Origin of the sequence: Streptomyces camelliae (assembly GCF_027625935.1) — a bacterium.
Lineage (GTDB): Bacteria > Actinomycetota > Actinomycetes > Streptomycetales > Streptomycetaceae > Streptomyces > Streptomyces camelliae.
The window spans coordinates 7,827,595-7,845,843 of sequence record NZ_CP115300.1; the positions used below are offsets into that span (position 1 = coordinate 7,827,595).

At 71.1% G+C, this 18,249-nt stretch carries 16 protein-coding genes and 3 pseudogenes; 10 read left to right on the forward strand and 9 right to left on the reverse strand.

Annotated elements, in window-relative coordinates; translation table 11 throughout:
- Positions 1-403 precede the first annotated feature (403 nt).
- The 5 genes and pseudogenes from O1G22_RS35955 (at position 404) to O1G22_RS35970 (ending at position 3,138) form a co-directional block, all read left to right on the forward strand.
- Positions 404-742, forward strand: coding sequence for an SLAC1 family transporter (locus O1G22_RS35955; protein WP_270085110.1), 339 nt, complete (start codon positions 404-406; stop codon positions 740-742).
- Positions 733-1,035, forward strand: a pseudogene (locus O1G22_RS44965) (SLAC1 family transporter); the annotation flags it as partial. The gene O1G22_RS35955 and the pseudogene O1G22_RS44965, both read left to right, overlap by 10 nt.
- A 100-nt stretch (positions 1,036-1,135) precedes the next feature.
- Positions 1,136-1,453 carry an SLAC1 family transporter gene (locus O1G22_RS35960; protein ID WP_270085111.1) on the forward strand — a complete coding sequence of 106 codons (318 nt, stop codon included), beginning with the start codon at positions 1,136-1,138 and terminating at the stop codon, positions 1,451-1,453.
- 787 nt (positions 1,454-2,240) lie between these two features.
- The gene (locus O1G22_RS35965; protein ID WP_270085112.1) at positions 2,241-2,573 is read left to right on the forward strand and encodes a cupin domain-containing protein; all 333 of its coding nucleotides are present in this window, start codon (positions 2,241-2,243) and stop codon (positions 2,571-2,573) included.
- 22 nt (positions 2,574-2,595) lie between these two features.
- The gene (locus O1G22_RS35970; protein ID WP_270085113.1) at positions 2,596-3,138 is read left to right on the forward strand and encodes a DUF488 domain-containing protein; all 543 of its coding nucleotides are present in this window, start codon (positions 2,596-2,598) and stop codon (positions 3,136-3,138) included.
- 659 nt (positions 3,139-3,797) lie between these two features.
- Here the strand turns inward: O1G22_RS35970 and O1G22_RS35975 are convergent.
- Positions 3,798-4,156 (reverse strand): annotated as a pseudogene (locus tag O1G22_RS35975) (DoxX family protein); the annotation flags it as partial.
- Positions 4,157-4,459: 303 nt separating this feature from the next.
- Between O1G22_RS35975 and O1G22_RS35980 the strand changes: the two are divergent.
- The 5 genes and pseudogenes from O1G22_RS35980 to O1G22_RS35995 all read left to right on the forward strand — a co-directional run bounded on the left by O1G22_RS35980 (position 4,460) and on the right by O1G22_RS35995 (position 8,312).
- A complete protein-coding gene (locus O1G22_RS35980; protein ID WP_428986436.1) occupies positions 4,460-4,924 on the forward strand; it encodes an EamA family transporter in 465 nt (154 codons plus the stop codon).
- Between the two features lie 271 nt (positions 4,925-5,195).
- Positions 5,196-5,240: pseudogene (locus O1G22_RS44570) on the forward strand (hypothetical protein); the annotation flags it as partial.
- A 159-nt stretch (positions 5,241-5,399) separates the two neighbouring features.
- The gene (locus O1G22_RS44575; protein WP_333492431.1) at positions 5,400-5,828 is read left to right on the forward strand and encodes a thioesterase domain-containing protein; all 429 of its coding nucleotides are present in this window, start codon (positions 5,400-5,402) and stop codon (positions 5,826-5,828) included.
- Positions 5,829-6,128: 300 nt separating this feature from the next.
- Entirely contained in the window at positions 6,129-7,367 is a 1,239-nt protein-coding gene (locus O1G22_RS35990; RefSeq protein WP_270079380.1) for an IS256 family transposase, read from the forward strand.
- 474 nt (positions 7,368-7,841) lie between these two features.
- Positions 7,842-8,312 (forward strand): pyridoxamine 5'-phosphate oxidase family protein, encoded by a 471-nt coding sequence (locus O1G22_RS35995; protein WP_270085114.1) that lies wholly within the window; start codon positions 7,842-7,844, stop codon positions 8,310-8,312.
- Positions 8,313-8,433: 121 nt separating this feature from the next.
- Here the strand turns inward: O1G22_RS35995 and O1G22_RS36000 are convergent, their stop codons facing one another.
- The 8 genes from O1G22_RS36000 to xylB all read right to left on the reverse strand — a co-directional run bounded on the left by O1G22_RS36000 (position 8,434) and on the right by xylB (position 18,171).
- Positions 8,434-8,859 (reverse strand): IS5 family transposase, encoded by a 426-nt coding sequence (locus O1G22_RS36000; protein ID WP_270085115.1) that lies wholly within the window; start codon positions 8,857-8,859, stop codon positions 8,434-8,436.
- Positions 8,860-8,902: 43 nt separating this feature from the next.
- Complete coding sequence (adh, locus tag O1G22_RS36005; protein WP_270085116.1) at positions 8,903-10,426, reverse strand: aldehyde dehydrogenase; 1,524 nt, start codon at positions 10,424-10,426, stop codon at positions 8,903-8,905.
- Positions 10,427-10,483: 57 nt separating this feature from the next.
- A complete protein-coding gene (locus O1G22_RS36010) occupies positions 10,484-11,791 on the reverse strand; it encodes a GAF domain-containing protein (protein ID WP_270085117.1) in 1,308 nt (435 codons plus the stop codon).
- A 114-nt stretch (positions 11,792-11,905) separates the two neighbouring features.
- Complete coding sequence (locus O1G22_RS36015) at positions 11,906-12,565, reverse strand: N-acetylmuramoyl-L-alanine amidase (RefSeq protein WP_270085118.1); 660 nt, start codon at positions 12,563-12,565, stop codon at positions 11,906-11,908.
- 61 nt (positions 12,566-12,626) lie between these two features.
- Positions 12,627-13,640, reverse strand: a complete 1,014-nt coding sequence (locus O1G22_RS36020; RefSeq protein WP_270085119.1) for an acetamidase/formamidase family protein — start codon at positions 13,638-13,640, stop codon at positions 12,627-12,629.
- 90 nt (positions 13,641-13,730) lie between these two features.
- On the reverse strand, positions 13,731-15,215 hold the full coding sequence (locus O1G22_RS36025) for an APC family permease (protein ID WP_270085120.1): 1,485 nt from the start codon (positions 15,213-15,215) through the stop codon (positions 13,731-13,733).
- Between the two features lie 258 nt (positions 15,216-15,473).
- Positions 15,474-16,682 carry an ROK family transcriptional regulator gene (locus O1G22_RS36030; protein WP_270085121.1) on the reverse strand — a complete coding sequence of 403 codons (1,209 nt, stop codon included), beginning with the start codon at positions 16,680-16,682 and terminating at the stop codon, positions 15,474-15,476.
- Positions 16,683-16,716: 34 nt separating this feature from the next.
- The gene (xylB, locus tag O1G22_RS36035) at positions 16,717-18,171 is read right to left on the reverse strand and encodes a xylulokinase (protein ID WP_270085122.1); all 1,455 of its coding nucleotides are present in this window, start codon (positions 18,169-18,171) and stop codon (positions 16,717-16,719) included.
- Between the last annotated feature and the right edge of the window lie 78 nt (positions 18,172-18,249).

Here is an 18,249-nt window from a genome sequence, read left to right on the forward strand (position 1 = left end):
CTTTGTCACACTACGCGCTCACCTGGCCGGGAGCAGGCCGCATCGGTGTGCCGTCCCTGTGCCTGTCCCTGGAGCCAGTGGCGTCCGGCCTCTCCTGCCGTGCCGACCGCACATCAGGCACGGTCAGGCCACGATGGCTCACGGGCCGCAGTCCACCACCACAGGATGCGCCGGAGCAGCGGGCGCTCGTCGTCCCTGCTCACCTTCACCGGTCACGGCCGCGTTCACACACTCGACGGCGACACACCCGACCTCATACTGATCATCCCCCTTTGGGCACCGGGCGCTCACCGACGGAACGTCACGACAACGGCCCAGAACCGGCGAGCGGCGTCGGCCACGGTCGGGGGCGGCAAGGCACGAGGCGACCCTGCGACCTGGAAGCCGAGACGGAGGTGAAGGCGTGAGCCCGGAGTCCAGCAGACCGACTCGCACGTGGAGCCGTGCGGCGGAGGACCTCAGCCCCGGGGCGTTCGCCTTCGTCATGGCCACAGGCATCGTGTCCACCGCGCCGGCCGAGCACGGCGCGTCGGCCTCCTCGACGGCCCTGCTGTGGATCGCGATCGCGGGATACGCCGTGCTGTGGGCTGGTTACCTGTGGCGCATGGTGTTCCGATGGGAGCGTTTCCGTACCGACCTCGCCGGGCCGCGCGGCTTTGCCTTCCTCACCCTTGTCGCCGCCTCCGACGTGCTGGCCGGCCGACCGGCCCTCGACCGCACTACGGCGCCACCATGGCACTGACCGTGATCGGCGCTGCCGGCTGGCTGGTGCTCGGCTACGGCGAGCCGCTGCTGCTGGTCTGCTCCAGGCATGCCCTGTCGCTGCGTCAGGTCAATGGCACCTGGTTCATCTGGGTGGTGGGCACGCAGTCCGTCGCGGTCGCCATCACCGCACTCGCCCCGCACACCGGCGGCCCGGCCCCGGGCGTCCTGGCGTGGGTGTGCTGGGGCGTCGGACTGCTGCAGTACCTGCTGGTGGCCGCGCTGGCACTGGCCCGGCTCCTGCTGGAGCCCGTCGAAGCGACGGAACTCATCCCGCCCTACTGGGTGTTCATGGGCGCCGCCGCAATCAGCGTGCTGACCGGCGCGAAGCTCCTCCGTCCCGCCCGCGGACGCCCTGCTGACCGGGGCGTTCGTGCTGGGTGTCTTGGTCGTGGCGTGGTCGTTCTGCACCTGGCTGATCCCGCTCCTGCTCGCCCTGGGCGTGTGGCGGCACGTGCTGCACCGCGTTCCGTTGCGGTACGAGACGAGCCTGTGGAGCATGGTCTTCCCGATCGGCATGTACGGGGTGGCGACACGGGAGCCGGGCGAGGCGGCAGGCTGGGGATGGATGACCGCGACCGGCACCGGCGAGGCCTGGGCGGCGCTGGCGGCGTGGGCAGCGGGCTTCGCCGGCATGCTCGCCGAGCCCGTCACCGAGCTGCTTCGCTCCCAGCGGCCGGGAGCCGAGTGACGGGATAGGGGAGAGGCGGTGTGTGCGATCGGCCGGTTGAGGTTCGGGCAGTCGGCCCCAAGACGGAACGTGCCCGGATCGCGACGTCGACCCTGTGCCGCCACGGCAGCGGCGGTTCGGGCCACCGTCCTACGCGGACCGGCACGGTACCCGTCGATGATCGGCGGGACGATCTCCTCGCTCTACGGTCGTCTGGCGCTGCCGTTGCACCCCCACCAGCCCTTCACCTGCGCTGTCAAGTCGGCGGAGGCTGATCGCTTGCCGGTAGACGTGTTCGAGAGCGAGCAGGACCGTACCGCGGGCGCGGGTCTCACCGTGCCGGTAGTAGGTCAAGGCCGGCCAGGAACCGCCTGAGGCGGGACTGCCCGACTTCGGCTGCGGGTCCGGGACTTCGCCGGCCTCGCTCCCGAGCCGGGTCACCGCATCCTGCCGCAGTGCCGGGCCGGACTCGAACGCCTCCGCCAGCGCTCCACGGCCACTCCACCCCGTCGGCCGGCATCTTCGGCACGCTCTGCAGCCCCTGCCACTCTTCCTGCACGGCACCTTCGCGGTCGTCGCCGGCCCCGTGCAGGGGATTCTCATCCCGAGTCCTTCACCCGGCTGGTCCACGCCTGAAGCGTCCCGTTGTCGTACCTGTGGCGCCCGTTCGTCCTCCACTGCTCCCGGACCGCGGCCCACCCCACCGGACCCGGCATCGAGCGGCCGCCGTCGGCGGCGTATCGGCGTGCGCTACTGGCTGCTCCTGCCCGGCATGCGGCAGGACACCGTTTACTGAAGCCTGGAGCCCATGCAGAAATTCTCCCTCGACGCCCAGGCCCGCGAACACCTGGAACGCGCTGCCGCCGGCTCCGCGGGCCGCAGCGCCGTGACCGTCTACGGTGACCACGAACACACCCTGCGCCAGACCCTCCTCGCCCTGACCGCCGGGACGTCACTGGCCGAACACGAGAACCCGGGCGAGGCGACGTGGTTGGTGTTGCGTGGCCGCGTACGGCTCACCAGTGGCGAGGACTCCTGGGACGGCCGGGCCGGCGACCTGATCGCCATCCCGCCGGCCCGGCACAGCCTCCAAGCGGTCGAGGACGCGGCGGTCCTGCTCACCGTCGCCACCCACCCGTGACCGGTGCACGCGAGGGCGCCAAATGATCCACGACGACGGTCCCGCGCCGCTGCTCACCGTCGGCCACGGGACGGCCGACCGGGAGCAACTGACTGCCCTGCTGCACGGCGCGGGCGTCCAGGCCGTGGTCGATGTGCGCACCGCTCCCGGAAGCCGCCACAACCCGGACGCGCTCCGCAGCGCCCTGGAGCGATGGCTGCCACGGGAGGGGATCGCCTACCGCTGGGAATCGCGGCTCGGCGGATTCCGCAGGGCCGCGCCGGAATCACCCGACACGTTCTGGGAGAACGCCTCCTTCCGCGGCTACGCCGGCTACACCCGCGACCCTCAGTTCACTGCGGCGATGGACGATCTCCTGCGGCAGGCCGCGCAGGTACGGACCGCCGTGATGTGCGCCGAGACCGTATGGTGGCGCTGCCACCGGCGAATCATCGCCGACTTCGCCGTCCTGGCCCGCCGCACACCGGTGCTGCACCTGGCCCATGACGGTCGGCTCACGCCGCACCCGGCCACGGCCGGTGCCAGGCTCCGCGAAGACGGCCTTCTGGTGTACGACCGGCACTGACCGAGGCGGGCCCGGCGACGCTCGGCTCACCCGGCCAGAACCGGACAGCCCAGCGAGAGGCGGATCCGGACCTTCACCAGCTCCAGCGCGACGTAGCACAGGTGGATGCGGGAGCGGTGTGCCGAGCCGGGTCCGCGCCCCGAGCACGGCATGGGAACGCCGGTTCGGCCGTGGTCGGACGGCGGTGAGCTGGGCGGCCGCCAGTACGGCCACGGCGAGAGCGGCGAGTGCGATGACGGTCCCGGACGGGGCGCCGGTGGCCACGGGGCACCGGTGGCCACGGCGGTCATCACGACAGCGGCGAGGGCGGCGCCTCGACGAGGTTGAGCCAGGGAGGAGATCGCCGGCACCATCCGAGCCGGCGAATGCGCCCTCGCGCAGGCGGGCGCTGCGGGCCGGACACCGAGGTGGCTGGACCTCCTTCACACTCATGCCCCGACATGGGCCAGGTCGTCGGCGGTGGCGGAACGGCTGGACGCGACGGCGGTCTTGAGACGGACCGGTGCCGTGCCTTCGACGCCGAAGCGGCTGTGCGCCAATCGCCCCACGCCCATTCAGCTGGGCCAAGACCGCCTGGACCAGCACACGGCGGTCTTGGATCAGAGGGGCGGTGCCGTGCGCCCGCGCCCGCAGCCGGCGCACGGCAACCGGTCGGCCCGCTACACGTTCGCCCCGACCCGGTCGGCGAAGGCCGAGGGCTGCGGCTCCCGCCGCGCGGTCGGCAGGAGCCGTTCGAGCGCCCACGGACCCGGGCCGAAGACGGCAAGCAGCAGGAACGTCCAGGCGTACAGGGCAGAGGGCTCACCACTGTTCTCGATCGGCAGCAGGCCGGTCGGCTGGTGCACGGTGAAGTAGGCGTACGCCATCGATCCGAAGCAGATCAGTGCCGCCGGCCGCGCGAGCAGGCCGAGGACCATCAGAACACCGCGATCAGCTGGATGACGGCCGCCCACCATCCGGGCCAGGCGCCGGACGGAACCGTCCCGCTGTGCGTTCCGACGGCTCCGCCCAGCACTCCGTCAGAGCGGTCCATGAGAGTGTTCCATCATCTCGCCGGCGTTCGGGCCGGGTTGTCACGATGATCACCGGCTACCAGTCTGACCTGGTCGAATGCGTGGTTCCTCGCCCGTTGACCAACGGGTCGTTGTGAGCCGCAACCGCCCCGTCCAAACTGCAAAAGGCCTCCCCACTCGGGCAAACCGCCACCGGCGGATTTCTTGCGCCGATGCCATTGTCCGAGGGCCATGGCAGACCCCAGCTATGGAGGGACGGGATGATCGGGCACCTGTGTTGTGCGGCGGGAAAGAGTGATCGGACGCTGGTGTCGGACCGCAGGGCGTTGCCTGCCGACGAGCGGGCACTCACCAGCACGCATGCCCTCTGCACTGCGCGCATCCCCACCGGCTCCCGGACCGACACGGACCTTCGACGCCGCGCTCACAGCGCCGGCCCCGCGGTGTGGGGGAGCACCTACCTGGTCACGACGGAACTGCTGCCGCCCGGCAGACCGCTGCTGGCCTCCACGATGCGGTCGCTGCCCGCCGGGCCGGTGCTGCTCGCGATCGGCCGCGAACTACCGTGCGGCGCGTGGTGGTTGCGGGCTCTGGTCCTGGGCGCGCTGAACACAGGCATCTTCTTCTACCTGCTGTTCGTGGCCGCTTACCACCTGCCCGGTGGAGTGGCGCCGCTGGTCGTCGCCGTGCAGCCCACGGTCGTACTGCTCCTCGGCGCCGCGCTGCTGAAGGAGCCCATCCGCCCGGCGCAGCTCCCCGCCTGTCTGAGCTGATCCGGGACGACCTGTCCGAGCGACTGCCGGACTATCTGATCCCGGACCGTGTCCTGGTGCTCGACCGTCTGCCGCTCACCGCCAATGGAAAGGCCGACGCCAAGGCCCTGGCCGCCGCCGAGCAGGTACGGTCCGCCGACACCGGCAGGCCCTACGTCGCGCCCACCACCCCGGCGGGAGCGGTGGCTGGCCGAGGCGTGGGCGAAGGCACTGAGGTACGACGCCGTGTCCGTGGGGGGACGACTTCTTCGCCTCCGGCGGCAACTCGCTGATCGCGGTCGCGCTCGTCAACCGCGCCAATCGCGAGTTCGGCCTGCGCCTGCCGCTCCAGATCGTCTTCGAACCCCCGAAGCTCGCCGACCTCGCCGCCCGCATCGAGGACAACGGCGCCGCGCCCTTCGCCAGACTCGTCCCCCTGTACACGGAGGGCACCGGGCGCCCGGCGTTCTGCCGGCCGGGCCTCGGCGGCTACCCGATGAACCTGCGCCTGCTGGCCCGCGAGAGCGGCGCAGGCCGGCCGTCCTTCGGGATCCAGGCGCACGGCATCAACGCCGGCGAGACACCGCACCCGACCATCCGCGAGATGGCGGCCGCCGACGTGGCCGAGATCCTGCTCATCCAGCCCGAGGGCCCGTACAGCCTCTGGGGCTACTCCTTCGGTGCCCGTGTCGCCTTCGAGGCCGCCTGGCAGCTGAAGCAGTCCGGTCGCCAGGTCGATCACCTCCTGCTGATCTGCCCCGGCAACCCCAAGGTCCGCACGGACGGCGCGGACCGCTTCGGCCGCGAGGCGACCTACCGCAACCCGTGGACGTCGCCATCCTGTACTCGGTCTTCACCGGCACCGCCGGCGGTCCGGAGGTGGATGCCTGCCTCGCGGCCACGCGGGACGAGGACAGCTTCGTGAGCTTCGTCCACGACCGACTGCCCTGCCTCGGCCAGCAGTTGATCAGCCGCATCACTCATATCGGCGCGGAGACCTGATGACGGCTGTCCCGAGGTGCCGAGTGAGCGGAGGGTCGTCAAGCCGTCCACTCGCCCCAGGCAACCCTGTTGTTCCTCTTGACCGCCGCGGGTTGCGTCCTGGGAAGTGGTGTACGGGTTCGACCTGATCCGGGGGTTTGCTCCCGCGTCGGGGTGACGCCCGCATAGATGAACGGCCACCGGCTGATCTTCGAGATGTCGAGTCACGAAGGAGATCAGCACGATGACCGCACCCGACAGTCTGCCCCTGCACGCCCTCGCGGAGGACAACCTCGCAGCGGCGAGTCCCGATCTGCTGCGCGCGATGGTCAAGACGTTCGCGGACGCGCTCATGTCCGCCGAGGCCGATGCCCTCTGCAATGCTGAATACGGGCAGGTCAGCGACGAGCGAGTCAACCATCGCAACGGGTATCGCCTTCGCGAGTGGGACACCCGCGCGGGCACCGTCGAACTCGCCGTTCCCAAGCTGCGTCAGGGCAGTTACTTCCCGCACTGGCTGCTGGAGCGTCGCCGCCGGGCTGAGCAGGCCCTCATCAGCGTGGTCGCCACCGCCTATCTGCTCGGCGTCTCCACCCGCCGAGTGGAGAAGCTCGCCGAGAGCCTGGGCGTCACCCAGCTGTCGAAGTCCCAGGTCAGCGCCATGGCCAAGCATCTCGACGAACAGGTCGCCGCGTTCCGCAACCGGCCCCTGGACGCCGGCCCCTACGCGTTCGTCTGGGTGGACGCGCTCACGCAGAAGGTTCGCGAGGGCGGCCGCATCATCAACGTCCACGCGCTGATCGCGGTCGGCGTCAACGCCGATGGGCACCGTGAGATTCTCGGCCTGGACGTGGCCACTGCCGAGGACGGCGCCGGCTGGCTGGCCTTCCTGCGCTCCCTGATCGCCCGCGGCCTATCGGGCGTCCAACTGGTCATCTCAGACGCGCACATGGGCCTGGTCAACGCGATCGGGGCCACCCTGCCCGGCGCGAGCTGGCAGCGATGTCGTACTCACTACGCCCGCGCGTTGCTGAGCCAGGTGCCCAAGTCGGCCCAGCCGTGGGTGGCCACGCTGCTGCGGACCGTCTTCGAACAACCCGACATCGATGCAGTCCAGTCCCAGATGCGGCACGTCCTGGACGCATTGGAGGCCAAGTTCCCCAAGGCGGCAGCCCACTTGGACGCCGCTCAGGGCGATGTGCTGGCGTTCACCGCGTTCCCGCGCGAGATCTGGCGGCAGATCTGGTCGAACAATCCGCAGGAACGGCTCAACAAGGAGATCCGCCGCCGCACCGACGTGGTCGGCATCTTCCCCGACCGCACCGCCCTGATCCGCCTGGTCGGCGCGGTGCTGGCCGAGCAGAACGACGAGTGGACCGAAGCCCGCCGCTACATGGGACTCGACCTGCTGGCCAAGGCCCGCCTCCACCCGATCGAGTCAGAAACCGACGACACAGTCATCCCGACGGAACTCACCGCATAGCCTCAAAGAAGAGATCACCGAGTGGCCGTCGATACACCACTCCCGCGGACGTGACCCCGCCGCGCCGGACGCGTCATAGCTGACCGGTGCAAGCCCGCAGCCCTCCCGGTCGAGCAGGTACCGGGTGATCCTGAGCCCGGGCATATCTGGGTCAGACCCACCGCAACGACCATCAGAGCTTCGTAGAAGGACTCCTTCTTGTTTGCGTCGGCGGCTTGGATACGGTGTGCGATGTCTCCAAGTCTGTCAGCGAGCTCCTGTGTCTGGCCCGCTGTCTGGTCCGTAACTGGTCCGGGGGGGGAATTCCCAGCCAGCGCCGACTTCGAACGCCCTTGGGCCTGTATCGAAAATCCTGCTGGCGCCCGCTGCCGCGTCGGGCTGTTTGAGTACGCCCAGCACAAGGGCGGCCCTCCGCCGTGCGACGTAGGTCCGCCGCCGGATGTGGCCGAGCGCCGCAGGCCATAACCTCCCCACATGACGGCAGTTGACTCTCATCCCAGCGGCGCCCGTAGCTCGGAGCAGCGCAAGCGCGAGGCGCTTGCACGGCTTGCACGGGACAACGACGTATGGGTCGCCACGGCCGACACCACCGGCGAGCCGTGCCTCGTTCCGCTGGCCTTCTGGTGGGACGGCGAGGCAGTGTGGCTGTCCACCCGCGACACCAACCCGACTGGGCGTAACCTGTGCTCCTCGGGCAGGGTCCGGCTCAGCTTCGGCCATAGCCGGGACGTGGTCCTGATCCATGGCACCGCGCGCATGCTGACCCGTGAAGAGCTTCCGGCCGAGGTTGGCGACGCCTTCGCCGCCAAGGACGGCTGGGACCCTCGCGAGGACCACCCCTCATATGTTTTCTTCCGGGTCACCCCACAGGTGCTGCAGGCGTGGGGAACGGTTCCCGAGATGGCCGGCCGGACCCTGATGCGAGACGGGAAGTGGCTGGTCTAGCGGGTCTCGAACGGGTCACAGCCACTCATTGATGACCGTGACCAGCATGGTCGCCTCATAGCGGACCGCGAGCTTGATGTCGGCTTCTGGGCCTGCTCGACCGCCAGGTGGAGCTTGGTCGTCAGTCCGCCCCGGGAGCGGCCGAGCCCATGGTCGACGGGCTCGGTGAAGACGCCGCCTGGCGGCTCGACCTGCAGATCCCCTTTTTGCGGGCACCGGCCGCATGCTGGTGGGCGCGGGCGATGGTCGAGTCCACCGAGGCGTCCCAGGTGATCAGCCCCTCGGCGTCGGCTCGGGCCTGCAGTTGCTCGAAGATGCGGTGCCAGGTGCCGTCCCGCTGCCAACGCCGTAAGAGGCCGTAGACCGTCCCCCGCGGGCCGTACCGCTCAGGCACGTCCCGCCAGGGAGTATCAGCGCGGGTGCGCCAGCGTATGCCGTCTATCAACTGCCGCTTGGTGTGCACCGGTGGCCGCCCGGGCTTCTTCCCGACCGGGAGTAGCGGCTCCAGCTTCGCCCACTGCGCGCTCGTCAGATCGCGCCTCCCCATGAAGTGGATCTTGACACATCAAGATCCACTTATGAGACGCACCCTAGAAGAATCCAAGCCTCTTGGGTGAATAGCTGCAAAGAACGTTCTTGGTCTGCTGGTAGTGCTCCAGCATCATCTTGTGCGTCTCGCGTCCGATCCCGGACTGCTTGTATCCGCCGAACGCCGCGTGTGCCGGGTAGGCGTGGTAGCAGTTGGTCCATACGCGGCCGGCCTGGATCGCGCGGCCCGCCCGGTAGGCGGTGTTCGTGTCCCGGGTCCACACGCCCGCGCCGAGCCCGTACAGCGTGTCGTTCGCGATCTTGATGGCGTCGTCGAAGTCGTCGAAGGAGGCCACCGAGACGACCGGGCCGAAGATCTCCTCCTGGAAGATCCGCATGCGGTTGTCGCCCTCGAAGATGGTCGGCTGGACGTAGTAACCGCCCTTCAGTTCGCCGTCGTACTCGATGCGCTCACCGCCCGTGAGGACCTTCGCGCCCTCCTGCCGGCCGATGTCCAGGTAGGAGAGGATCTTCTCCAGCTGGTCGTTGGAGGCCTGGGCGCCGATCATCGTGTCGGTGTCGAGCGGGTGCCCCGGCTTGATCTGCCGCGTACGGGCCACCGCCGCTTCCAGGAAGTCCGTGTAGTGGCCGCGCTGGATGAGCGCCCGGGACGGACAGGTGCAGACCTCGCCCTGGTTGAGCGCGAACATGGTGAAGCCCTCAAGCGCCTTGTCCCGGAAGTCGTCGTCGTGCGCCCACACGTCGTCGAAGAAGATGTTCGGGGACTTGCCGCCGAGTTCGAGGGTGACCGGCTTGATGTTCTCCGAGGCGTACTGCATGATCAGCCGCCCGGTCGTGGTCTCCCCGGTGAACGCCACCTTCGCCACCCGCGGACTGGACGCCAGCGGCTTGCCGGCCTCGACACCGAAGCCATTGACGATGTTCAGTACCCCCGGCGGCAGCAGGTCCGCGATCAGGCCGACCCAGTAGTGGATGGACGCCGGGGTCTGCTCGGCCGGCTTGAGGACGACCGCGTTGCCCGCGGCGAGCGCCGGCGCCAGCTTCCAGGCCGCCATCAGGATCGGGAAGTTCCACGGGATGATCTGCGCGACGACCCCGAGGGGCTCGTGGAAGTGGTACGCCACCGTGTCGTCGTCGATCTCGCTGAGCGAGCCCTCCTGCGCCCGGATCGCCCCCGCGAAGTACCGGAAGTGGTCGATCGCCAGCGGGATGTCGGCCGCCAGCGTTTCCCGGACCGGCTTGCCGTTCTCCCAGCTCTCCGCCACGGCCAGCGCCTCCAGATGGGCCGCCATACGGTCGGCGATCTTCAGCAGGATGTTGCTGCGCTCCGCCGCCGGTGTACGGCCCCACGCGGGCGCGGCCTCGTGTGCCGCGTCCAGCGCCCGCTCGACGTCCTCCGCGGTACCGCGCGCGATCTCGGTGAACGGCTGCCCGTTGACCGGAGACGGATTCTCGAAGTACTGCCCGCGCACCGGCGGCACGTACTCCCCGCCGATGAAGTGGTCGTAGCGCGCCTGGTAGGAGACGATCGCGCCTTCGGTGCCCGGCGCCGCGTAACGAGTCATGCTGGTCTGCCTCCCGGTGCAGCGCTGCCCGCCGTTGGGCAGCTGTCGGGCGCGAGGCTAGGCAAGCCGACGTTGCAAGTACGTTGCGTCGCAGGCCGGCGGGGACAGCCGGGTGCCGGGTGCCGTCAGTTCGGCCTCCAGCGCCGCCAGCCGGGCCCGCACCGGAGCCGTGGGTCGCACCGCGGCGAGCGCCCTCCACACCACCACGTCGTCCTCACCCCACGGCGCGTGCGCCCAGTCTGCCAAGAGGTCCGGGTCGCGGTGCGCGATCAGCGCCGTGCGCAGCCCGTCGGCGAGCCGCTCCCGCAGCCGTACGATCGCCGGCGCCTGCGAACCGGGCAGCAGCGGACCGGTGTACGCCTCCGCCGCCGCCGTCAGCGCCCCCGTCTCCAGCCGCCGCTCCACGACGATGACGTCCGACTCGACCGCGGCCGTGAGCCGGTACGGCCGTGAGGCGAGCAGCCCCGGCCCCAACAGCCTGCGCAGCCGGGCCAGTTCGGCCCGCAGGGTCACCGGGGTCACCGACTCGTCCGCGTACAGCGCACACAGCAGCTCGTCACCGCTCAGCCCCTCGGGATGCCGCGCGAGCAGAACGACGATCTCGCTGTGCCGGCGGCTGAGCCGGGTCCGGCGGCCGTCCAGGACGAGTTCGGCCTCGTCCCGGCCCAGCGCGCTGAGCATCGGCGCGTCCGTGCTGCTCCGCGGCGGCGCGAGCAGCGCGAGCTGGGCCTCGGCGGCCCGCGCCACCGCCTGGACGAACCCGAGACTGTGCGGATGCGCCAGCCCGTCACCACCGGTGATGTCGACGGCGCCCAGCACACGGCCGGTGCGCGGATCGTGCACCGGAGCGGCTGCGCAGGTCCACGGCTGCACCCGCCGTATGAAGTGCTCCGCGGCGAACACCTGCACCGGCCGGTCCACGGCGACCGCGGTACCCGGCGCGTTGGTGCCGACCGCGGTCTCCGACCAGCGCGCCCCCGGCACGAAGTTCATCCCGTCCGCCCGGCGTCTCGTCGCCCGGTGGCCCTCGACCCAGAGCAGCCTGCCGTGCGCGTCGCACACCGCCAGCAGATGCTCGCCGTCGGCGGCGAAGGTGCCCATCAGTTCACGGAACAGCGGCATCACCCGGGCCAGCGGGTGCTCCGCGCGGTAGGCGCCGAGATCGCCGTCGGCCAGCTCCACCTTGGCGGCGCCGTCCGGTCCGACACCGGCCCGGGCGCTGCGCCGCCACGACTCCGCCACCACCGACCGCACCGGGCGGGGCACTGTACCCACGGTGGTGAACGTCTCGTGCGCCCGGCGCAGCGCACGGACCCGCTCGGCGGGGTCGGTCCCCGGCTCCAAGGCCACCCACGGATCGGTCAACTCGGCCTCCCCGGACAGTGAAAGGGCGGTGATACGGCTGGGACCATCGTCACTCGCAGTGTTCTTGCGGACAACCTGTCCGTCGTTGGTTCGGCTTGGTTTCGGTGCTCTCCGCTAGGCGAAGTTGACCAGTCGGATGTAACGCACCCAGTCCCAGTACGGCCCCGGGTCGGTGTGGTCGGTGCCCGGCACCTGGTAGTGGCCGATGATGTGCTCCCGGTCCTTGGGGATGCCGTACGTGTCGCAGACTGCCGCGGTCAGTCTGGCCGACTGCTCGTAGAGGGCGTTGGTGAAATAGGACGGCTGGTCCACCCACCCTTCGTGCTCGATGCCGATGCTGCGGGTGTTGTAGTCCCAGTTGCCGGCGTGCCAGGCGATGTCGGCCTCGTGCACACACTGGGCGACGTGCCCGTCCGCCGAGCGGACCAGATAGTGCGCGGACACCTTCTTCGCCGGGTTGGCGAAGATCGCCAGCGTGTTGGCGTACGTCTCCTGCGTGACGTGGATGATCACACGGTCGATCGCATAGCTGCCGGGCCGGTCGGACGACGTGTAGTTGGAACTGCTCGCAGGCTGCCACTCGGCGGGCGGGTAGTCGACGGGCTCGGTCTGTGCGCCGGCCCGCGGATCCGGGAGCAGCGCGTAGGGCACGGCGGCGAGCGCCGCGCCCCTCAGGAGCCGGCGCCGGCTGAGGAGCGACGCGGCCGGGCGGGCCGGGGGTGTTGGCCGTGCTGGTTTGTCCGGCTCTGCCGGGCGGGCCGGAGCCTTGTCCATCGTCGGATGCCTTTCAGGAGTCGGAAGAGCGGGGAGAGGCCGGTCGGGGGCGGCGCCGGTGTCAGCCGCGCAGTGCTCGCGCGGTCTCCCGCAGCCGCGCGTGCACGCCGCGGTATGTCTCGCGCTTGGGCAGCCATTCCTTACGCAGCTTGGCCACGCATGTGTAGTTCGTGTCGCACACGTTGGCCAACGGTGATTCGACCGCCTGGGTTGCGAATTGGTACGCGTCCGGCTCACTGAATCCGTAGTCGCGGACCAGCCAGCGCACCAGGTCGAGCTGCGATATCCGGAACGCGTCCTCCAGCGGGCGGGCCGAGCCGGTCGAGATGAGGTGCGTGTCGGACTCCAGCCGGGGCCACGGGGTGGCGACGTCCTTGAGGAGGTCCACGATCACCACGGTGTTCATGGCGCACTCCACGGCCACCCCGCAGGTTTCGCCCTCGCCCTGCCGGGCGTGTCCGTCACCGAGGCTGAGCAGCGCGCCCTCGACGTTGACCCCCAGGTAGCAGGTGACGCCCGCCCGCATCTCGGGCGTGTCCATGTTCCCGCCGTGCGCGTCGGGTACCAGGGCCGAGCGCACCTCCAGGTTGGCGGGGGCCACGCCCACCGTGCCGTGCATCGGGTCCATGGGCAGCTCCACCTCGATGTCACTGTCCCGCGCCTGGAACAGTGCGGTGCGCCGAGCGCGGTCCAGCTGCCAGATCCACACCTGCTCCGCCAGCGGGGGCTGGAGTGTGGCCGTCGTGTGGGTGGAGGTGAGCGCACCGAACAGCGGCACCGTCGTCGACGCCGCCCAGTCACGGGCCGGTTCGATCGACACGAAGTGCACGGCCACGGTGTCGCCGGGCTCGGCGCCCTCGATGTGGAAGGGGCCGGTCTGCGGATTGAGGAACGGGAACTCACAGACCTCGGAGACGAGATCCTTCTCGGAGCGGACCCGGCCGGCGAAGCAGTCCTCCGTGAACAGGTCGAGCACCGTGCCCGGCGCGATCCGGGCGACGGGCGCCGCTCCGCCGAACGTCCAGGCGTACTGGTCCGGTTCCGGGCGCACGGTGAGAATCCGGGGTTCGGTCATCGTGGCGGTGGTCCCTTCTGACAGGGTGCGGTCGTGGGAACGGGGAGCCGAGGAGGCTTCGGCCGGTGAAGAGAAGCGGCCCGTTGCGGGTCAGCTGGGCACAGTCCCCTCCTGCCGGTGGCCGCCCGGGTCGTACTGGTCGAGGTGGACCCGCGCGGTCTGCGCTATTCGCTCGGGGTGACGCCGTATCAGCAGGAGCAGCACCACCATGCCTGTCGCCATCCAGACGCCGACAACGGGACCGGCGTAGGACACCGGAGCCGTCAGCGCGGTCACGAAGTCGAACACCGGGAGGCCGGCGGCCGTCAGCAGGGCCGGGACGAACGCGGCGATGCCCAGCAACGGGAAGAGCAGATGCCGTACCGGCTTGATGGCGGCCCGGCCGGCCCGCAGGAAATAGCCCGCGCAGGCGAGGTTCACGACGATGTAGACACCGACCACGACCGTGACGATCACGGTGGCGAGGAGGAGGAACGCGGTCATGGGGTCATAGGCGAAGCCGAGCCCCACCACGGCTCCGACCGCCACGACCGTCTGCGCCGCGATACCGGCCACGGGGGAGCGGTGCCGGGGATGGAGGGTGGCGAGGAGGCTTGGCAGGACCCGGATGCGGGCCAGGGCGAAGGCCGTGCGGGTCGAGACGTTGGCGCACGCGTTGGCGTTGGCGATCGTGGAGTTGATCACCGCCAGGAACACCAGCACCCAGAAGAGACCGAACGAGGCCCGGGCGACGCCCTCCCATGACGCCGCACCCGACGCGCCGAACTTCGCGAAGCGGTCCGGGCCGTAGTAGACGGTCATCGCATAGGTCGTGATCACATAGAACAGGCCGATCCCCAGAGCCGCTCCGAGCACCGCGCGGTGCATGGTCCGGCGGGGGTCGCGGGTCTCCTCGGCGAGCGGCGCCGCCGCCTCGAACCCGGCGAACGCCAGGACCGTGTAGACGGAACCGGCGAACACGCCGCTGAACCCGGCGTAACCGTCAGCGGTGTGTGAAGTGCCGAACACCGACAGGGCGTTGGCGCTGCCCGCCTTGCCGATGAGCAGGCCCGCGAACACCAGGAGGACGACGATCTCGAAGATGCCGAGGACGGTCCCGAAGCGGGCCGAGGCCCGCACGCCGAGGTAACCGGTGACGGCGATCACGACCGCACCCGCCAGGGCCCAGGGCCACCACAGGCCGGCCGGATATGAGGACCACTCCTCGTGCAGCGTGCCGGATGCCGTGAAGCCCAGTTGCAACAGCAGCAGGGGCGGGACGAGCATCTCCACGAAGACGTAGCCCCAGCCGACGAGGAAGCCGACGGCCGGGTGCAGCCCCCGTGCCGCGTATGTGGCCACCGAGCCCGCAGCCGGTAACTCCCGGGCCAGCTCGGCCACGCACGACGCGGTGAACAGGCAGGCCACCAGCGCGATCAGTACCGCCAGCGGCAGGCTGCCGCCCGCGAACGCGGCGCCGGACGGGATCGACGCGGCCACCGCGGCGGCCGGCGCCATCGCCGTGACGCTCTGGAACAGCACCTCGCGCAACCCGATCGCGTCGCGTCGCAACGCCCCGCTCGTCTCCCCGTGCATACCCGTCCCCCGATACGTGTCGGTCCACTGCCACCCGACGTGTGTGAAAGACCGTCATCTCGCCAGCGTGCCAGCGTCCATGACGGCCCGTCGGCAGCGCCTCGCGTGAATTCACGGTACGGCGCGGGCGGGTCGGGCAGAAGGGTGTGCGGAGGATCCGTGGACAGCCCGCCGCCTGTGGAAAACTCGGCCACCCGATCGGGTGACTTCAGGGCATCGACGGGGGGAGTACGGGCCGTCGGAAGCCCACGAGCAGCCTCAGGACCGCTCCGCCACGACCGCCGGATCGTCCAGCACGGACCGGACGACCGAGTGCGCCGCACCCAGCAGCGGGCCCTCCGGACCCAGCCGGGACACGGACACCGGGCAGGCTGGGCCCGCCGTACGGCCCGTCAGCTCCGTCTCCAGGGACGGCAGCAGCCAGGGGGAGAGGCCGGCCAGGGCGCCACCCAGGACCACCGTCTCGGGGTCGAGCAGATTCACCGCCCCGGTCAGCGCGATGCCGAGCGCGGCGCCGGCGTCGCGCAGGGCCGCCCGCACGCTCTCGTCGCCCTCCTCGGCGCGCCCCGCGAGCAGGCCCACCCTGTCCTCGCGCGGCTCCAGCCCCGCCGCACGCAGCACCGCCTCCTCGCCCGCATACTGCTCCAGACAGCCGCGGCCGCCGCACGGGCACTGCGGCCCGTCCGGCCGTACGGGCACATGACCCAGCTCGCCCGCGAAGCCCCGGGTCCCGCGCAGCAGTCCGCCGTCCACGACGACCGCGGCGCCGATGCCGATCTCGGCCGACACATGCAGGAAGTCGCGCGGGGTGTCCTCACCGAGCCACAGCTCCGCCAGGGCGCCGTAGTTGGCCTCGTTGTCCACGGCCAGCGGCCACTCGCCGGGCAGCAGGGCGCCGATGTCGGTGTCGTGCCAGTCCAGGTTCGGGGCGCGGACGACCGTACGGCTGTCCCGGGCCACGAGTCCGGGGACGGCGACGGCGAGCCCGGCGGGCCACAGTTCCTCTCGCTCGGCCTCGGCGACGACGCGGCGCACCAGTGCCGTCAGCTCCGCCGTCACCGCCTCAGGCGCCCGGCCCCGGTTCGCCCCGCGCCGCACGGCCCGGGTGCGGACCGTGCCGCGCAGGTCGATCGCGCACACCGCGAGGTGGTCGACGCCGATCTCGGCGCCGATCCCCGCTGGACCGCGGCCGCTCACCGCGAGCGCCGACCCGGGCCGGCCCACCCGGCCCGGCCGCTCCGGGCCCAGTTCCTCCAGCAGACCCCACCGGATCAGCTCGTCCACCAGCGTCGACACGGCCGCCCGAGTCAGCCCTATGCGCGAGGCGACCGCCGCCCGGGACAGCGAACCCTCGGCGCTGACCGCGTGCATCACGCGGGCCAGATTGCGCCGGCGCATGCCCTGCTGGGTGTCCGGCAGGGCGCGGCCGGCGCCCGGCGGGCGTGGCGTGTGCAGCGGTGCGGTCATGCCTGCGTCAATCCTCGGTGTCCGCCGCCCGGCGTCACGCCTGCGGCCCGGTGTCCGTCCCCCGCTCCAGCAGCGGGGCCGCGTCGGAGAGTACCCCGGTGATCCTCTCCAGCGTGGCCTCGTCCCGTTCCACCGCCTCCAGCACCGGACCCGCGGCTGTGTTCCAGCGGCGCGCCACCGCGGCCGGATCTTCGCCGGTGAGCAGCCCCGCGGCCTGCGCGGCGGCCCCGAGGGCGACCAGTTCCCGGGCCTCGGGCACCTGGACCGGCCGTCCTGACAGCCGCCGTACCGTCTGCTGCCAGGCCGTTCCCCGGGCCCCGCCGCCGATCAGCAGCAGCGGGGTGCTGCGGTCCGCGTCCTCGTCCAGGACCAGGTCGAGGGCCCCGAGCAGCGCGTGCACGGCACCGTCGTACGCGGCCTGGAGCAGCTGGCCCCCGGTCGTGTCGTGGCGCAGGCCGTGCAGCAGCCCGGAGGCGTGCGGCAGGTTCGGGGTGCGCTCGCCATCCAGGTACGGCAGCAGGGTGACCGAGCCGCCCGGCTCCACCGCCTCGCGCTCCAGCCCCAGCAGCGCCGCGACGCGGTCCACGGCGAGCGTGCAGTTCAGGGTGCAGGCCAGCGGCAGCCAGTCCCCGTGCGCATCGGCGAAGCCCGCCACCGTGCCCGTCGGATCGGCCGGGCGGTGCGTGGAGACGGCGTACACCGTGCCGGACGTGCCGAGGCTGAGCACCGGGGTGCCCGGGCGCAGACCGAGACCGAGCGCCGCCGCCGCGTTGTCGCCGGTGCCAGGGGCGACCAGCGTGCCCTTGGAGAAGGGCAGGTCATGGCTGTCACGCACGGTGCCGGCCACCTCGCCCGGCCGCACCACGCGGGGCAGCAGCGCCGGGTCGAGACCGATGTGCGCGAGGGTCTCCTCGTCGTAGCCTTCCGTTCCGGACGCCCACCAGCCGGTGCCCGAAGCGTCGCCGCGGTCGGTCGTGCCCTGCCCGGTCAGGCGCTCGGTGAGGTAGTCGTGGGGCAGCCGTACCGCCCGGGTCGCGCGGACCGCCTCCGGCTCGTGCTCGGCCAGCCACGCCCACTTCGTGACGGTGAACGACGCGCCGGGCACGCTGCCGGTGCGCTCCGCCCAGGCCTTCGGCCCGCCCAGTTCGTCGACCAGTCGGCGGGCCTGCGGCGCCGAGCGGACGTCGTTCCACAGCAGCGCCGGACGCACCGGCTCGCCCCGCTCGTCCAGGGTGACCAGGCCATGCTGCTGGCCGCCGACGGACACCGCCGCCGCCTCGTGCGCGGCGTCACCGCACTGGCTGAGTGCTTCGCACAGCGCGTCCCACCACTGACGCGGATCACTCTCCCGGCCCGCGCCCGAGGACACGGTGTGCGGCGCCTGGCCGCTCGCCACCACCTGCCCGGTCGACGCGTCGACGACCAGTGCCTTCGTGGACTGGGTGGATGTGTCCACGCCGACGACGAGCGGACCCTCGGCTGCTGACATCGGGCTCTCCTCTTCCGCGGATGTGCGGTATCTGCATCTTGTCTCTTCCCAGCGGTGCGCGGGCATACTAATTTGTAA

Bases quoted from the DNA above. Each gene is read 5' to 3' on its own strand.
- O1G22_RS35965 (WP_270085112.1), top strand. From the start codon at position 2,241: ATGCAGAAATTCTCCCTCGACGCCCAGGCCCGCGAACACCTGGAACGC.
- O1G22_RS35970 (WP_270085113.1), top strand. From the start codon at position 2,596: ATGATCCACGACGACGGTCCCGCGCCGCTGCTCACCGTCGGCCACGGG.
- O1G22_RS44575 (WP_333492431.1), top strand. From the start codon at position 5,400: ATGAACCTGCGCCTGCTGGCCCGCGAGAGCGGCGCAGGCCGGCCGTCC.
- O1G22_RS35990 (WP_270079380.1), top strand. From the start codon at position 6,129: ATGACCGCACCCGACAGTCTGCCCCTGCACGCCCTCGCGGAGGACAAC.
- O1G22_RS35995 (WP_270085114.1), top strand. From the start codon at position 7,842: ATGACGGCAGTTGACTCTCATCCCAGCGGCGCCCGTAGCTCGGAGCAG.
- O1G22_RS36000 (WP_270085115.1), bottom strand. From the start codon at position 8,859: ATGGGGAGGCGCGATCTGACGAGCGCGCAGTGGGCGAAGCTGGAGCCG.
- adh (WP_270085116.1), bottom strand. From the start codon at position 10,426: ATGACTCGTTACGCGGCGCCGGGCACCGAAGGCGCGATCGTCTCCTAC.
- O1G22_RS36015 (WP_270085118.1), bottom strand. From the start codon at position 12,565: ATGGACAAGGCTCCGGCCCGCCCGGCAGAGCCGGACAAACCAGCACGG.
- O1G22_RS36020 (WP_270085119.1), bottom strand. From the start codon at position 13,640: ATGACCGAACCCCGGATTCTCACCGTGCGCCCGGAACCGGACCAGTAC.
- O1G22_RS36025 (WP_270085120.1), bottom strand. From the start codon at position 15,215: ATGCACGGGGAGACGAGCGGGGCGTTGCGACGCGACGCGATCGGGTTG.
- O1G22_RS36030 (WP_270085121.1), bottom strand. From the start codon at position 16,682: ATGACCGCACCGCTGCACACGCCACGCCCGCCGGGCGCCGGCCGCGCC.
- xylB (WP_270085122.1), bottom strand. From the start codon at position 18,171: ATGTCAGCAGCCGAGGGTCCGCTCGTCGTCGGCGTGGACACATCCACC.